The organism is Chryseobacterium amylolyticum, from assembly GCF_051011775.1.
Classification (GTDB): Bacteria; Bacteroidota; Bacteroidia; order Flavobacteriales; family Weeksellaceae; genus Chryseobacterium.
This window is the reverse complement of record NZ_JBPCHX010000004.1, coordinates 1-15,772: the sequence shown is the minus strand read 5'-3', so window position 1 is coordinate 15,772 and position 15,772 is coordinate 1. Positions and strand designations below refer to the sequence as shown.

Annotated in this window: 17 protein-coding genes and 1 pseudogene; 6 read left to right on the top strand and 12 right to left on the bottom strand. The window is 36.4% G+C overall.

The genetic code is table 11. The annotated features are described in order from the left end of the window. The first annotated feature begins 58 nt into the window (after positions 1 to 58). Positions 59 to 862: an arylamine N-acetyltransferase family protein gene (locus ACR1PO_RS12045; protein ID WP_433986910.1), complete on the top strand. Its 804-nt coding sequence runs from the start codon at positions 59 to 61 to the stop codon at positions 860 to 862. 79 nt (positions 863 to 941) lie between these two features. Here ACR1PO_RS12045 and ACR1PO_RS12040 read toward each other — a convergent pair whose 3' ends face one another. After that, positions 942 to 1,886: a hypothetical protein gene (locus tag ACR1PO_RS12040; protein ID WP_433986909.1), complete on the bottom strand. Its 945-nt coding sequence runs from the start codon at positions 1,884 to 1,886 to the stop codon at positions 942 to 944. Positions 1,887 to 2,198: 312 nt separating this feature from the next. Here ACR1PO_RS12040 and ACR1PO_RS12035 point away from each other — a divergent pair, with 312 nt between their 5' ends. From ACR1PO_RS12035 to ACR1PO_RS12020, 4 genes are all read left to right on the top strand, one after another. Then, on the top strand, positions 2,199 to 2,540 hold the full coding sequence (locus tag ACR1PO_RS12035) for a Sec-independent protein translocase subunit TatA/TatB (RefSeq protein ID WP_002980342.1): 342 nt from the start codon (positions 2,199 to 2,201) through the stop codon (positions 2,538 to 2,540). Between the two features lie 2 nt (positions 2,541 to 2,542). Further along, positions 2,543 to 3,109 carry a phosphatase PAP2 family protein gene (locus ACR1PO_RS12030; protein WP_433986908.1) on the top strand — a complete coding sequence of 189 codons (567 nt, stop codon included), beginning with the start codon at positions 2,543 to 2,545 and terminating at the stop codon, positions 3,107 to 3,109. Next, a complete protein-coding gene (locus tag ACR1PO_RS12025) occupies positions 3,106 to 3,918 on the top strand; it encodes a tetratricopeptide repeat protein (protein WP_433986907.1) in 813 nt (270 codons plus the stop codon). The genes ACR1PO_RS12030 and ACR1PO_RS12025 overlap by 4 nt, the downstream gene beginning before the upstream one ends. Before the next feature lie 91 nt (positions 3,919 to 4,009). Beyond that, positions 4,010 to 4,462 (top strand): tRNA (cytidine(34)-2'-O)-methyltransferase, encoded by a 453-nt coding sequence (locus ACR1PO_RS12020; RefSeq protein WP_433986906.1) that lies wholly within the window; start codon positions 4,010 to 4,012, stop codon positions 4,460 to 4,462. A gap of 182 nt (positions 4,463 to 4,644) precedes the next feature. On the opposite strand, the gene ACR1PO_RS12015 is transcribed toward ACR1PO_RS12020, so the two are convergent. After that, positions 4,645 to 5,118, bottom strand: coding sequence for a 23S rRNA (pseudouridine(1915)-N(3))-methyltransferase RlmH (locus tag ACR1PO_RS12015; protein WP_433986905.1), 474 nt, complete (start codon positions 5,116 to 5,118; stop codon positions 4,645 to 4,647). A 298-nt stretch (positions 5,119 to 5,416) separates the two neighbouring features. Between ACR1PO_RS12015 and ACR1PO_RS12010 the strand changes: the two genes are divergently transcribed. Next, entirely contained in the window at positions 5,417 to 6,430 is a 1,014-nt protein-coding gene (locus ACR1PO_RS12010) for a YihY/virulence factor BrkB family protein (RefSeq protein ID WP_433986904.1), read from the top strand. On the opposite strand, the gene nhaA is transcribed toward ACR1PO_RS12010, so the two are convergent. From nhaA to ACR1PO_RS11965, 10 genes and pseudogenes are all read right to left on the bottom strand, one after another. Then, complete coding sequence (gene nhaA, locus ACR1PO_RS12005) at positions 6,427 to 7,605, bottom strand: Na+/H+ antiporter NhaA (RefSeq protein WP_433986903.1); 1,179 nt, start codon at positions 7,603 to 7,605, stop codon at positions 6,427 to 6,429. The genes ACR1PO_RS12010 and nhaA overlap by 4 nt on opposite strands. Position 7,606: 1 nt before the next feature. Next, positions 7,607 to 9,817 carry a RelA/SpoT family protein gene (locus tag ACR1PO_RS12000; protein ID WP_374464740.1) on the bottom strand — a complete coding sequence of 737 codons (2,211 nt, stop codon included), beginning with the start codon at positions 9,815 to 9,817 and terminating at the stop codon, positions 7,607 to 7,609. Between the two features lie 109 nt (positions 9,818 to 9,926). Then, a complete protein-coding gene (locus ACR1PO_RS11995) occupies positions 9,927 to 10,292 on the bottom strand; it encodes a hypothetical protein (RefSeq protein ID WP_332385486.1) in 366 nt (121 codons plus the stop codon). A gap of 336 nt (positions 10,293 to 10,628) precedes the next feature. Continuing rightward, a pseudogene (locus ACR1PO_RS22440) lies at positions 10,629 to 10,718 on the bottom strand (RHS repeat-associated core domain-containing protein); the annotation flags it as partial. A 93-nt stretch (positions 10,719 to 10,811) separates the two neighbouring features. Continuing rightward, positions 10,812 to 11,285: a hypothetical protein gene (locus ACR1PO_RS11990; protein WP_433986902.1), complete on the bottom strand. Its 474-nt coding sequence runs from the start codon at positions 11,283 to 11,285 to the stop codon at positions 10,812 to 10,814. A 1-nt stretch (position 11,286) separates the two neighbouring features. Beyond that, positions 11,287 to 12,168 (bottom strand): RHS repeat-associated core domain-containing protein, encoded by an 882-nt coding sequence (locus tag ACR1PO_RS11985; protein ID WP_433987171.1) that lies wholly within the window; start codon positions 12,166 to 12,168, stop codon positions 11,287 to 11,289. Between the two features lie 695 nt (positions 12,169 to 12,863). Continuing rightward, positions 12,864 to 13,316 (bottom strand): hypothetical protein, encoded by a 453-nt coding sequence (locus tag ACR1PO_RS11980; RefSeq protein ID WP_433986901.1) that lies wholly within the window; start codon positions 13,314 to 13,316, stop codon positions 12,864 to 12,866. Beyond that, complete coding sequence (locus ACR1PO_RS11975) at positions 13,316 to 14,260, bottom strand: RHS repeat-associated core domain-containing protein (RefSeq protein ID WP_433986900.1); 945 nt, start codon at positions 14,258 to 14,260, stop codon at positions 13,316 to 13,318. The genes ACR1PO_RS11980 and ACR1PO_RS11975 overlap by 1 nt, the downstream gene beginning before the upstream one ends. Before the next feature lie 130 nt (positions 14,261 to 14,390). After that, positions 14,391 to 14,879: a hypothetical protein gene (locus ACR1PO_RS11970; RefSeq protein WP_433986899.1), complete on the bottom strand. Its 489-nt coding sequence runs from the start codon at positions 14,877 to 14,879 to the stop codon at positions 14,391 to 14,393. A gap of 6 nt (positions 14,880 to 14,885) precedes the next feature. Further along, the coding region (locus ACR1PO_RS11965) for an RHS repeat-associated core domain-containing protein (RefSeq protein WP_433986898.1) at positions 14,886 to 15,772 on the bottom strand (887 nt) is incomplete at its 5' end.

Genomic DNA, 15,772 nt, shown 5'->3' with positions numbered 1-15,772 from the left:
TATTTGATAACTTTACTGAAGCAGTTTTACTCAGTTTTGAAACAGGAAAAACAAAATTATGAACGCATCAGACTTTGAAAAGTATCTCGAACGGATTCATTTCTCCGGAACTCCGGAAATGAGCATGGGAACATTGAAGAAAATTCATCAGCTTCATCCCAAACACATCCCGTTTGAAAATATAGACCCTTATACAGGAAAAGTACCTTCTTTGAATGCAGATGATATCTTTAAAAAACTGGTTGTTGAATCAAGAGGAGGATACTGTTATGAACAAAACCTGCTTTTAAGTGGAGTTTTAAAATATTTAGGATTTAAAGTAAAGCTTCAGCTGGGAAGAGTAGTATGGGGAAGGCAGGAAGACAGCGTTGCTGCACAGACTCATTTGCTGCTTATTGTTGATTTTGAAGATAAAAAGTATGTTGTAGACTGCGGATTTGGAACTGCTACACTTACTTCGCCCATACTTTTAAATGAAGAAGACCAGCAGCAGACACCCAACGGAATATTTAAAGTTTCCCATAGAGAAAATACATATACTCTTTGGCTTTGGAAAGAGCAATGGCTTCCGGTGTACCGTTTCATTCCTGAGCATGTAGAACCTATTGATCTTGAGATTTCGAATTGGTACCTGTCTACACATCCGGATTCTCATTTTAAGAATAAGCTGATCCTCTCAAAAGTAGATGAGAATGCCCGCTATACCTATACGGATCACGTCCTGAATATCAGGTCTGATGTTGGTGCAAAAGAGTCTGTAACGATAGAAAATGATATCCAGTTGTATGAAATACTGATTAATACTTTCGGATTAAAAGAAAATGCAATAGAAGCCCTGAAATCAAAAGCCAGAATATGGTAGTATCAGAAAATATAACCTATAAAAAACCGGGAAGCTTGTAAAAAGCTTCCCGGTCTTGTTAATCAGATTTTTATGAGGATTATGGATAAAGGGATTTTGTCCCGTTACTTACTATATTGCTGCCCAATCCGGAGAATGATACAGAAAAATTAGTGGAATTAAAGCTTAAAGAACCTGTAGGAGTACAAAGTCCCAATGCATAACGGCATTGCCCGTAAGCACCTGTCCTTTTTGTAATTTTACTCTCACTTTTCGCTTTTCCTAAGCTGATATAACCCCAATCACTTACATCTGCATTGGACACTGTAGAACCGGAATAATAAATGGTAATCTGATATCCGGCTTCACCTCTTTTAGACCCCCATAGCCAGTTGGCAGTCCACCACTGTTTATACCACTTAGAAGCAACTTTAGAAGCTTCGTCAGATGCTGCTGAATTTCCGCGGGTATCCATCATAATAAGACCTCCGAAAATGTTATCCCAGATAATACCAGAATCACCATAAAAGCATAATGTGGTAAATTTCCCGCTTTTGCTGTTCCATGTTATTTCCATAACATTGATTCCGGCTTTTACTTCTTCAGTCATTGCTTCATTTAATCCTTGTTGTGCTGTTGTCAGGTTTTCTCCATCATACAGGTCTCTGATTTTCCCGATTTTTACAGAAGAAGGATCCGTGATGTTTCCTGATGCAATAAACTGATCTTTATCTGTAGTCAGTTTTTTGGAAAGCTCAATGCCTTGCTGTGTTGTAATTTTACCCAGTACATGTACTCCTGTAATCTGTAAATCATTTTTCAGGTAGGCTTCAAGATTTTTTCCGGATTCATCCAGCTGGTGCTGAACTGCTTCGGGGACAATCTGAGACGAAAGAGGGGTGATCTCCTTCTTCAGATCGGCAACAGTTACTTTTGACTGAACTGTTTCGTGTTGGTTCATTTCGTTGTTTTCATTCTGGCAGCTGTTGAGAGCCAATACCGATAATACGGCGAAAACTTTAAAAGTAGTCACTAGTTTTTTCATAATTAATATTTATTGGTTTGTGTGTTATAAATATACAGAATTATTGTTTAATTCTCATTGTTTTGAATTAAATATTTGTTAATTTATAGGTGCAGGAATTAGAGGGTAGGGAGCTTAAAGTTCAAGGTTCAAGGTTAGCATTTCAGGTTATAAGTTAACCCTGCAACAAAACAAACCCCGAATCACGCAACTTGTAACTCGTAAAATAAAGTCATCAACCTTAAACCTTGAACCCTGATATAAAATCTTAAAATTTGTTTAAATTTTTAGTTTACAGTCTGTAAATGGAATAATCTTTCGTAATTTTACCGCATGGAATTAAGCATTGGAGAAATGGCACTCATTGCCATTGCAATCGTTGTATTATTCGGTCCGGATAAACTGCCTCAGATTGCGCGTGACTTAGGTGCAGGCGTTAGAAAAATGCGTGGAGCAGTAGAAGATATCAAAACTGAAATCATGAAGGAAACAGATAATCCTGTTTCTGAAATCAAGCGTGAAATCGAAAAGGTAAAAGATGCTGCCAAAGATTTCAATCCTGTGAATGATATCAAGAAGGATATTCTTACGGAACCCTCTTCTGTTGCTTCTAATGAGCCTCCAAAACCCAAGCCGGCAGATGATGAGACTTACGAAGGACCTGTAAGCAGATAACCATGGAGGAAATCATTCAGGAAGATAAGAAGGTATTTCTCTACCTTAATAATTTGGGCAATTCATCTTTTGACCAGTTCTGGATGCTGATTTCAAGTACCTGGATCTGGGTGCCTCTTTACATTATATTCCTTTATTTTTTATACAAAAACCATAAACTACGATCGTTAGTTTTTATTCTTATATTTCTGGCAATTGGCGCAACGGTTTCTGACCAGCTGGCCAGTGTCTTCAAATATGGTGTGGCAAGACTCAGACCCTGCCATGACCCCACTTTGGAACATCACATGAGAATCGTGAAATGCGGCGGACAGTATGGTTTTTATTCAGCCCATGCGTCCAATACATTCTTTTTGGCTTCCTTTTTAAGTATTTTATTAAAAAATAAGCTTAAATGGTTTCCATATGCTATATTTGTATGGGCCGTGGTAGTTTCCTACAGCCGTATATATTTAGGAGTGCATTTCCCGATAGATATTTTGGTGGGGGCGTTTGTTGGATCTTTATTGGGAGTGATATTTGGTGCACTCGCCAAAAAAGTGATCAATAAACAAACTATAACTTCATGAAAAAAACTTTATTATTAGCAGCTACCCTCTGTTTGCCTTTTAATTTTTATGCCCAGGATAAAAAACTGGCTGAAGAATGTTTTAAAAAAGCTGATTATAAGTGTGCTGAAGAGCAGTATTTAAAACTGGCAGAGAAAGAACAGATCCAAAAATTTCAATCAGAATATTACGATTATCTGGGAACAGCACAGAGAAGGCTTGGAAAAACCACTCAGGCTTTTAAATCTTATGATTCTGCCCTGAAAGCAAATCCTTTGTCAGTTTCTGTATACGTCAATCTGTCATCACTTTACAGCCAGAAAGGAAACAAAGCGAAAGCATTGGAATATATAGAAAAAGGACTCAAAGTAAATCCTGAAACAGCTGATTTATATCTTACCCGTTCCAAAATCTATGACAGCCAGGGAAAAGAAGATCTTGCGATTAAAGATCTTAACCAGATTCTGACTTTTGCCCCGGACAATATTTTTGCAAAAACAGGGCTTGCCAATCTGAAAAAAAATAATGGCGACCTGGATGGGGCTCTAAAAGATTATAATCAGCTTCTTGCAGAAAAACCGGAATCATTGCTTTATAACGGGCGGGCAGATGTTTATCTTAAAATGAAAAAATACAAGGAGGCGCTGACTGATGCCAATAAAGCTATTTCTATAGACCCGAAATTTACACAGTCTTATGTGAGCAAGGCTATGATTCTGTTCGATACCTCCAAGCCAAAAGAAGCCTGCGAAAATCTTGATAAAGCAGTTGGTTTGGGATATGAAAAAGCGGTGCTGGCTGATTTTTATGCTAAATGTGCAAAAAAATAATTAAAAAATTACTCCTTCCCAATCATTTAATTTAATCCATACAAAAACCAACCTGATGTAACTGTTAAAAAAAGAATAAAGAGATAGAAAAATGTTGAATATTGTTCTTGTAGAACCCGAAATACCTAATAATACAGGGAATATCGGAAGACTGTGTGTAGGAACGGAAAGCAGATTGCACCTGGTACATCCGTTTGGATTTGTAATTAATGATAAAAACCTGAAGCGTTCCGGACTGGATTATTGGGTACACCTTGATGTTTCGGAATATGCAGATGTAGAAGAATGGATTGAAGCTGTTCCTGATAGGTCACGTGTTTTTTTAATGAGCTCACATGCTGAAAAGTCCTATCTGGAAACTGATTTCCAGGATGGGGACTGGCTGGTTTTCGGAAAGGAGAGTGCAGGGCTGGGTAAAGATGTTCTGGACCGTTTTGATAATCACCTGACCATTCCTATGTCAAAACTTATCAGGAGTTTTAATATCGCCAATTCCGTTGCTTTTGTAGTAGGCGAAGCAAAGAGACAGCTCAGCCTGAAATAGAGATAAATTGGTTCAAAAGTCAAATTATTTGGCTTTTGCCATTCTGAACACAGACTGGAAGTCTGCGAACGCAGTTCAGAAATGTAGTGAAGAATCTCAGAAACTGTATTGGTGAGATTCTTCCTTCGTCAGAAATCGAAGATTCGACGTAGTCAATGACATTCTTGAGAGCCTCTTTTCTTTTAATCATTATGATAAGGTTTTCCCTGCAAAATCTGATCTGCACGGTAAAGCTGCTCCACAATAAACAGGCGGATCATCTGATGGGTAAAAGTCATTTTGGATAAAGACATTTTTTCATTGGCTCTGCTGTAGATTTCCTCAGAAAAGCCGTAAGCACCTCCAATCAGAATATGTATTTTTTTTACTGAAGAATTCATCCATGTATCAATTTTTGCTGAAAACTCCCGGCTGGTAAACTGTTTCCCTTTCTCATCAAGAATGACAACCAGATCGTTTTTATCAATATGATTTAAAAATAATTTGGCTTCCTCTTTTTTAAGAAGGTCAGGAGACAGGCTTCTGGCATTTTTTACGTCCGAGATTTCAATGATTTCAAAATTCCAGTGTTTGGGCAGGCGGTTAAGGTAATAACTGATCAAAGATGTAATTTCCTTATCATCTGTTTTACCGATACAAAGTAAGCTGATTCGCATTGTAAGAAGTTTCAGGCTGCAAAGATAGGGTTTCGGGGTGGAAAGTTCAAGCTTTGGTTGCGAGGTTCTTTTGTTGCTGGTTGTTTTGTTGCTGGCTTTTTTAGTTCCGGGATTCGTTTTTTGTTACGGGTTCTTTTGTTGTTGGTTACCCAGCTTTAGACCCTAAACTTTAAAAAATCTTAACTCTCAAACGCTCCCACTCTCAAATTCAAACCCCCTAATTCCTGTCACCTATTACCTTCTATCTTTTCCCATTTAATTTAATTCCCCTACCTTTGTATAAAAGACAAACAGATCGATGAGTGTAAAGGTTCCTAAATTTATTTTAAAGATTCAAGAGTTTTTCGACAGCATCCATATTCCTGTTTTGGGAATATCGCTTTGGCAGATGTTTCAGATTTATATCTCCGGAATTTTTAAAGGGAAAATAGGAAGAAAAGCCGCTGCTATTTCGTGGAGCTTTACGATAAGTCTGTTTCCGTTTATTCTCTTCCTGCTTTCTGTCTTGCCTTATATGCCGCATTATGCCAAGCTGCAGTTTTATATTTTTGAAGTATTGATGCACAATGTTTTTCCTTCCAACATGGAAGGGGATATACGAGGATATATTGAGGCCAATATTGTTCCCAATATGAAAGGGATCAGTAATCTGACCATCTTGCTGGCTTTGCTTTTTGCGACAAACGGAACTTTTTCTCTGATCAATGGTTTCAATGAGAATTCGGATGAAAAGCTGAGCGATGTAAAAGAATTCATCCTTTCCTTTTTTATTACAATTGGCTTTATTACCATTGTATTTCTGGCCCTTTTTGGAGTTTACTATGCAGAAGTTGTTATGAAACCTTTTACGCCGGCTTATGAGATTACCTGGCTTGTAGATAACCTTTCCAAAATTATTGGTTTCGTTTCCTTTCCGCTTTTTTACTTTATACTTCTGACACTATTTTACTGGCTGGGAACTGTGAAAATAACAAGATTCCGCCAGGCGGTTCCGGGGGCAATCCTCACTACTGTGCTGTTTGTGGTGACAACTTATATTTTTGCTATTTATGTAAAGGATATTGCACGGTATAACGTTCTTTACGGGTCCATAGGAAGCATGATCCTGCTGATGGTATGGGTGAATGTAAACGTGTATCTTCTTTTATTCGGGAATGAGCTGAATATGGCAATCAGGAAACTCAGAATAGAAAAGCTGCTGTCAGATGAAATCAGGAAAGAAGCCTCAGAATACCATGCGCAGGTTACCGAACCGGATTTTGATGGCGATGAGGAACATAAAAGAAAGCTGGAGAACCGGAAGAAAGATTAATTTTCCTCCAGTTCAGGGTTTTCTTTTGAACTTATGCTCAGGATGGTAAATCCGGCAATTGCAGCAATAAAGGAAGCAATCAGAATGGCAAATTTAGCCTCATCCTGAATCGGAATTTCTTCTTTGAAGGAGAGCAGTGCAATAAAAATAGACATTGTAAATCCAATACCAGCCAGCAGACCCACACCAATCATCTGCAGCCAGTTGCTGTTCTGGGGCAGGGAACTAAGCTTTAATTTAATGGCAATCAATGAGAATAAGTTGATGCCAAGAAGTTTTCCCAATACCAGTCCGCAGATAATCCCCAGCCCTAATGTACTTGTAATTCCCGTCACCATTTCGTTGGAAAAAGTGATATTGGTATTTGTTAATGCAAATACCGGCATAATCAGAAAACTTACCGGAATATGGAGCTGATGCTCCAGTTTTTCCAAAGGTGATATTTCTACGTTGGAAGCGTTGGTAGGAATTGAAAATGCAAGCAAAACACCTGCTATAGTAGCATGAATTCCGGAGTGATGGAGGAAGTACCATAAAAACAGTCCCGGAATGATATAAAAGATAATTCTGGTTACTTTTAAAAAATTCAAGATAAAAAGTAAGGCCGTTACTCCAAAAGATAACAGGAGATAACTCCAGTGAATCTGCTCAGTATAGAAAATGGCAATCACCAGAATAGCTCCCAGATCATCTACAATAGCCAGTGCCGCTAAAAATATTTTGATAGAATTCGGAATCTTTTTACCCAGCATTGAAATAATAGCCAAAGAGAAAGCAATATCCGTAGCCATAGGAATTCCCCAGCCATTGCTGTATTCTGTCCCGGTATTAAAAATGCTGTAAATCACAGCAGGAACAAGCATTCCGCCCACAGCGGCAAAAATGGGCAGGGAGGCATTTTTAAAGGATGAAAGTTCTCCTTCTATAAGTTCCCGTTTTATTTCAAGGCCTACCAGAAGGAAGAATATAGCCATCAGCCCGTCATTGATCCAGATGCTGACAGGATATTCAAGCCCGAAAAGATGAGTTCCCACCTCTTTGTCTAAAAATTGCTGAAAATTTTCCGCAGCAGAGGAGTTGGCAATAATCAATGAAATAAGCACACAGAAAATAAGGATAATTCCTGATGACTGGCTGTTGTTGAAAAATTTTTTAAAGTAAAGAGATAAATTCATGCTATGATTGTAGTCGTCTCACTCTGGAAACACCATTAATACTTTTAAGTTTTCTAAAGGTCTCTTCAAGCTGACCTTTGTTTTTGACTTCCAGATTGATATTTCCTGTGAAAACACCGTTGTTGGATTCAATGGACATACTTTTCATATCCATTCCCATACTTCCGCTGATGACCGTTGTGATATCATTGATCATCCCCATTCTGTCCAGTCCTTCAATCTCAATTTTCACCCTGTTTTTGAAGCTTTCCGCATTCACCCATTTAGCAGGAATAACACGGTAGTCATACTGGGCCCTCAGATTAATGGCATTCGGGCAGTTGTCACTGTGTACCTTGATTCCATCTGAAATGGTGATAAATCCGAAAATTTTATCTCCCGGAATTACGGTACAGCATTTGGCATAGCTGTAGTTAAGCTTCTCTTCATCCTTCCCAAAGACAATCATATCAAGATTTTCCTCTTTCGGTTCCTCGAAATGCTGGCTTTTATTGGGTGATTTTCTGAATCTTGAAAGTAAATTATTGAATACGTTTTTACTTTCTATATATCTTCTCAGGCTGCTGACATCCAGCTCATTGCTTTGGAATTTAAGGAACAGTTCCTGAGATGATTTTAAATTGAAGAACTTTTGCAGCTTGTTAATTTCTTCATCATTGAAATTGATTTTCGCATGACGGAGCTTTCGCTGCAGGATTTCTTTTCCTTCTTCTACAAGCTGATTTTTCTGAGAATTCAGATAACTCTTGATTTTGGACTTGGCTTTTGAGGTCACCACAAATTCCAGCCAGTCAGATTTTGGTTTCTGATTCTGAGAGGAAAGGATGTCTACCTGATCTCCGTTTTGAAGGATATAGGAAATAGGAACAAGCTTACCGTTGATTTTAGCTCCTAAACATTTCATTCCCAGATCGGAGTGAACAGAGAAGGCGAAGTCCAGAGCCGTAGCATTGGTCGGAAGGATTTTAATCTCTCCTTTTGGCGTAAAGACAAATACTTCTTTGGAATATAGGTTAAGCTTAATATTGTCCAAAAGTTCCGAAGTGGAAAGGTTCTGCTGTTGCTCCAGCACTTCACGGATTTCAGTGACCCACTTTTCAAAGTTTCTGTCATCGGAGCTCTGCTTATACCCTTCTTTGTATTTGTAGTGGGCGGCAACCCCTTTTTCAGCGATTTCGTCCATCCTTTCTGAACGGATCTGTACTTCAATCCACTTTTTGTCAGGTCCTAAAACCGTTAAGTGCAAGCTCTCGTATCCTGTAGAACGGGGCTGGGTAATCCAGTCACGCATTCTTGAAGGGTTACTGTGGTATACATCCGTAACGATAGAGTAGATCTTCCAGGCAAGGAATTTTTCATTTTTGGCATCCGATTTATAAATAATTCTGATAGCATAGTTGTCAAAAACTTCTTCAAAGGAAACTCCCTGCTTCAGCATTTTTCTGTAAATAGAGGAGATGGCTTTTGCTCGGCCTTTGATTTTAAAGTTTAAACCTTCTTCATGTAATCTTTCGGATACTTCTTTCTTGAACTCTTCAATATATCTTTCACGGCTTTCTTTGGCTAATTCCAGTTTTTCCGTGATTTCGTTATAAACTTCAGGATTGTTATATTTTAAAGAAAGATCTTCCAGCTCAGATTTGATGTTATACAATCCAAGACGGTGAGCCATTGGAGCGTAGATATAAACCGTTTCAGAAGCGATTTTTTTCTGCTTATCGGGGGCCATACTCTCCAGGGTCCGCATATTGTGGAGGCGGTCTGCAATTTTAATCAGGATTACCCTGAAGTCTTCGGATAAGGTCAGTAACAGTTTTCTGTAGTTTTCAGACTGCACAGAGATATTCTGATGGTTCATGATGGAAATCTTGGTGAGTCCATTCACGATATTGGCAATCTTTTCTCCAAAGATTTTCTTCAGATCTTCGTAGGTATAATCGGAATCTTCAATCACATCATGCAAAAGCGCACAGGCAATAGAAGTAGCACCCAGACCAATTTCCGTCGCTACAATTTTAGCAACAGCAATAGGGTGGTAGATGTAAGGTTCCCCGGATTTTCTCCTTTGATCCTTGTGGGCATCCAGAGCGATATCGAATGCCTTCCGGATGAGCTTGTTATTTTCCTCATCCAACGTTCTGTATGTGTTAGAAATCAGGTCCTTATATCTTGCAAGGATTTCCTTATTCTCTTGTTCTAAATCGTAACTCATTTGTGCACATGCCTATAATTAGACGAAAATACGAAATTTTTTACTTTTTTCAAACATAAAAGATCCGCAGCATAGACTGCGGATCTCCGGTTATCAGGTTTTTATATGATTAGAATTTTACTTCAGAATTCATCCCGTCGCTTGATGTTTTAATCTTAATGTCAGGACTGTTATGAATTTCTGCTCTGTTTCTTGCGTCGATATATTTTTTGATCGTATCATAATTTGTTTCACTGACGCTCATATTTTCAAATAAGTATGATTTCAGGGCCGCATTCTGAATAAATACATTCCGTGCAAGGTCAATCTGTGTATTATCTTTTACCGTAACACTTGCCAGGTACTGTGAATTATTAGAATCACTATTAAGGTATATAATGTAATCTTCATTTTCAAATCCCGAATTTTCCAGATCACCCTCCAGTTTTTTGTAGTCGCTGTGATGCTCAAATAGTCCAGCTAATATATTTGACATAGTTAATTGGTTTTAAGTTACCATTAAAGTTACTAATAATTTTCCGATTATCATTGCATTTGAGCCAATAAAATTTGTTAATTAATATTTTGTTTTTAATAGATAGAGGTAATGTTTGAAAATAATTATTGAACGGGTGTTTAATTTTAGTAATTGGATAATATTTCTCTTTTGAAAACTTTTCGTCTCTTTAGTTTTGGTTTTTCATTTAAAATAGAAAGTCAAACAAAAACCTCACAATTTGCGAGGGTTTTCTTAATTACAGACACGAGCGAGACGCTCGCACAAGTGGGGGGAACTATTTTGTCATATTCTTTGCCTGTGGATCCGCCCATCCCATCGTCCTAAATCCGGCATGTAGAACCTTGCCCTATAATCATACATTCTAGTCTCCCGTAACTCCTTACCGTTGTACTTGTATTGATAAGGAACCTCATAAAATAAGAAGTTACTTATTATTTACCAGATAATACAATCGTATGGTAACTGGGTAAGCATTGGACATCATCAACTCCCATCTTATATATTAGGTTCGTCTGATATTTCAATTATTTTAGAGAAAATCCATTTTTTACTTTTACTATTGTATTTGAGAAGCACCTTTCTTTCATCTTCAAAAATAAAAAAAGGAAAAGAACCTTCAGAATACATTCTGTAATCAGTTGACATTATTTTTAGTGTTACAACTAAAGAGCTTTCATAAATATTATCAATTATTATATCAAATAAAAATGTATTATCATTTCGACATTTTAGAAAATTTTTAAAATCCTCTTCATTTTTCAAAGATATTATTTCAAAAGAATATTTTTCTTTAATATCTGTTTTAAAAAAAGATATATTCTTAGGTTCGATAAAAATTAATTTTTTATTATTAATAGTAGAATAATCTCCTTTATTGATAGAATAACTTTCATTAATTAAAGAATATAAATTCAATTCTTGTGCCTTAACGGAAGAAAATAAGAATAGTAATAAAATAAAATTTTTCATATTATTGAGGTCTAGGTCTTAAAAAATTAATCATTGCAGCTCCTAATTTTATTCTTTCAACATTATTTTTGAAAGTATCATAATTCATAGTATGAACAGAACCTGAATTGTTATAATAAGTTATTATTTTATTATAGTTAGCTGGGTTTAATGGAACAAAATTTCCAATAGTACTTTGAGCACTTGTAACTTCTGCACTTGTAATTTTACTTGTATTAGTTGCAACATCATATCCCAAAACTGCATTTGGTTGAGTGAAAAGCGCTCCAGATTTATCGGTTCCAGATGGATTAAATCCACCAACAATAGCATTTCCACTTGTATCAAATTTCAATACTGCACCATGAGTATGAATATTGTGTGTTATACTATATCCTTTACCTGTAAGTTCATTTTCAGCCAAACCCGTTTTTACACTTCCTTTACCAGTACTAGCAACAGTAGCTAAACCTTCTAAACCATTTTTATCTCCCACTGCGATCGCTTGCTCATTCATTCCACTAGCTTCCATATTAGAATAAGCTGCATTCATACTGGAGATTAAATTATCTGAAGGAAGATCAATTAGACCATCTGAATAGGCTTTAGAATTTAGAGTTACTTTTCCGTCTTTAATTGAAGATGTAATTCTACTTTCTTCAGTAGAATTTAATGCAACTTTTATTTTTCCATTATTAACACCATCAGTTCCTAAATAATTTCCACTTAAACCAAAATAATCTGTTAAAGGTGCTCTTCCATCAGGATCAATAAATCTTATAGGATTATTAAATGCATAGTTATAAGGACTATGTCTTGTCATTTTCTCTGCCAGCGGATCCACCACACCCCATCGTCCTAAGTCAGGCATATAAAACCTTGCTCCTCCGTCTGCTCTGTAAATATAATCTGTTACTTTGGAGTTTTGGGTAATCTTACCCGGTAAATTTAGATAATTATATTGGATGGAGAAGTATAGTTGTTTGAAGTCATTTATAATATCACTGCTTGCACAGTGATTTTTGTTTTACTTGGGGACACGAGCGAAACAATCGTGGCAGCGGAGGAGATAGTCTCTTCTTTATTATCTGCCACACGATGCAATCGTGCGGGAGCGAAGGTGAGGTAATATTTAATATGATTTTCATTTATACTTTTGCCTTGAAGCAAAAGTATGCAAAAGTTCAAGACGGGAATCATCCGCTAAAAATTTGATTGTACTCCTAAAATTTCCAAACTCGCATGGATCATCCGGTTCTGCTTCGGTTCTGAACAAGTTCCATGCTCAGACAGTGGAAATTTTTTAACGGATTCCATTCAAATTCGGGAAGTATGAACGTGGGGAAAATGTACCGTCAATTGATGGATGTGGCGACTAAATTAGCGGACGCTTTGGATGTAACTCTGGATTATCTATTGGGCAAGTCTGAGAATATGACTTTAGATAAAAAAACCTGCAACGTTTGCAGCATATTGAACAACTTCCGGAAGAAGATAAAAAAAATATCTTCTATACCATTGATGGACTTATTAGAGCTGCTAAATTTAAAAATATTGCAGCTCTGTAAAACAAAATCTCCCGCCATTGGCGGGAGATTCTTATTTAAAGACTGTATGTTCTTTCACAAAATTTATATTATAAGGATCTGTTATTATAAATATACTACCTTCTTCTTTACTATTTTGAGGATTATAATATACTATCTGTTCTTCCGATATTAGTTTAACAATATCTCCTTTTTTTCTATCAACAGAAACTGTGCAATATAATTCAGCTATATCTCCTTTAATTCTGTAAGGATATATTCCTCCTTTTATGACTTTGTTAAATTCCTTTGTATTGCTTTTGGTTAATTTTAAATGAATAACTCCGAAAGCATGATTATTTGATTGTTCAAATCCTGTCACATAGCCTTCAAATTCTACATTATTACGAAGATATTGTACTGATTGATTCGTTGCAATATCTGAACTTTTATTGTAATAGATGATAACTGCTACAAAAAATCCCAATAAAATAATATACCATAAATATTTTAAATACTTTAACATTATTTCTTTTTATTATATTGTTGTATCTTATCTATTGTACCTGTTGCAATCGCAGAAGCTACAGGACTTACTGCATTAGTTGCTCGGTCTATTAAACTTCTTTGCGCTGTAGGTTTCACGTCATTGAGCAACCACGTTTTGGAAAGTGTTACATTTCCAGAGCCTACATTTGCACCTGCACCAACACCAACACTAGCTCCTATAGAAACACCTTTCCAACCAGCATTTTTACCAGAGCCAGAGAATGCATTGACATTAACTCCACCTCCAACAACATATTTAACATCTGCGGAGATTCCTGCGGATGTTGTAATTCCCGAATAAGTTGTAGGAGCAAGTTTATCTTTAGAAGTATTGTAAGCAACGAAAACACTTCCTCCAACGCTTGCAGATACATTAGCTTGCACTCCTCCCGAAAAAGTTTCTTCTGCTCCTGCATAAACATAATTATACCCGCTATATTTATTATCTGTAAACTGAACTACCGATGCTTGTATATCTGCACCTGCACCAATTCCTAATGCTCCTCCTATATCTCCTTGCGCTGTATAGCCCACTGCAAATCTACCTGGATCAATATTTCCTATACCAACATCAAGTGTTGTATTTTTATTAAGAGCAAAAGGAACATTATAAACTTTATCTGGCCCTGCCGCTATGATTCTTAATTCTTTATTATCTGTTCCCTTAAAAATTATATCTTGTGGTTCTCTGCCATCAGGATCGGTATGTTTTATTGGATTATTAAATGTATAAATATAGGGACTCCAACTCGGCATCTTCTCCGCCAGCGGATCCACTACGCCCCATCGTCCTAAGTCAGGCATATAAAACCTTGCTCCATAATCATACATCCCTGTTTCCTGCAATTCTTTACCATTGTACTTGTAATTCTTATAAGTTCCTTGTCCAAAATAGGCATTACCAGTTTTTAAATGGTTCACCCCAAATGGCTAATAATCATTACATTTGTAATTTCAAGAGCATCTGCGCTTTTTTCCCAAAGCTCACTCTCACATTTCCTAAGTGGGCTTATTTTTATCTGCTCAAAATTGCTTTGCGCAGAGGAAGTAATTACCATATTTTGATTATTCCTTTTTCATTTCCTGCCCCATTTATTTTAATTCTAATAGTATCCTGCAAATAGGATTGCTTCAAATATCCCCATACTACATCAGAGCTATCTAATTTTTTTTTATCCTGTGGAAAAATATCCAATGAAATAGAATCATTTTTGTTTCTTTCATAGTTCAAATTATATGGATATTTAGTATAAGTATCAATTCTTGTTTCTTCCATCGAATGATAGCCATATCTAAAACCCTTCTCAATATATGGTTTAAAATAAAATCCTTTCAAATTAGCGGAATCAATAATTTTATATTTCAGCTCTCTAACAAAAACTTTTCTTTGTTTTGATTTTTCAATATTTGAAGTATGAACTCTATACTTCCATTTCTGATATCCATACCACCCAACTGAAGAAGAAAAAATACCAAAAGAATAATACAAGAGTACACTAAATAGAATAATACTTATAAAGATTATAATTCCTTTTTTCATTTTACATCATTTATAATGTTCAACTCCTTTTTCATCAATTACAGGTCCTACTTCAAGCTTTCCAACTTTACGAACTTCTATTTCTTTATGTGTGGGAATAAAAAAACGATTATAGTAATTTACCCCTTTCTGGAGATTGTCTATAATTGCGTTGGGAGCAGGATTCACTTGATGTGGAACATACCAAGCATTATTAGTTCTTAAATCTACAATTTGATTAAAACAATTAAGCATTACATTTGCACAAGATTGCCCTATTACTTTATATTTCTTTGCACTAGCTGCTTCTGCTGCTTTTGCTTTTATCTTTTCATCTTCTTCTCTGGTTGTCTTAACAGTAACAAATTTATCGTAATGGTGCTGTTCATTAGGGTTTATATTATTCGCCTTTAACATTGCCTGTTTAGGACTCAATCCCTTTCCTAAAAATGTGCCGATATCAGGATTTTTAGAATCGCCGTATGGCTTACTTCCTTCACCTGTTCCATTCATTGAATAATAATACCAACCATCTCTTTCATTTCCTACAATAACAGCTCCATGTCCGGCTACGGGTACAGCTTTAGAATCCGCAAGAAATATTACGTCTCTTCCATCTGGGTCAATACCATTAATAGGATCATTTACAACGTAAGCATATGGAGTATGACGATTAAATTTCTCTGAAAGCTCATCCACCACACCCCATCGTCCTAAGTCAGGCATATAAAACCTTGCTCCATAATCATACATCCCTGTTTCCTGCAATTCTTTACCATTGTACTTATAATTATACGGAACTCCTCCAAAAGGAACCGGTACAATAGTTCCGTTCTGGTGCTTTAACCCAAAAGGATAATAGTTATTGGCATCAATAACCTCCAGTGCAGTACCATTATTCTTATAGCTCACTC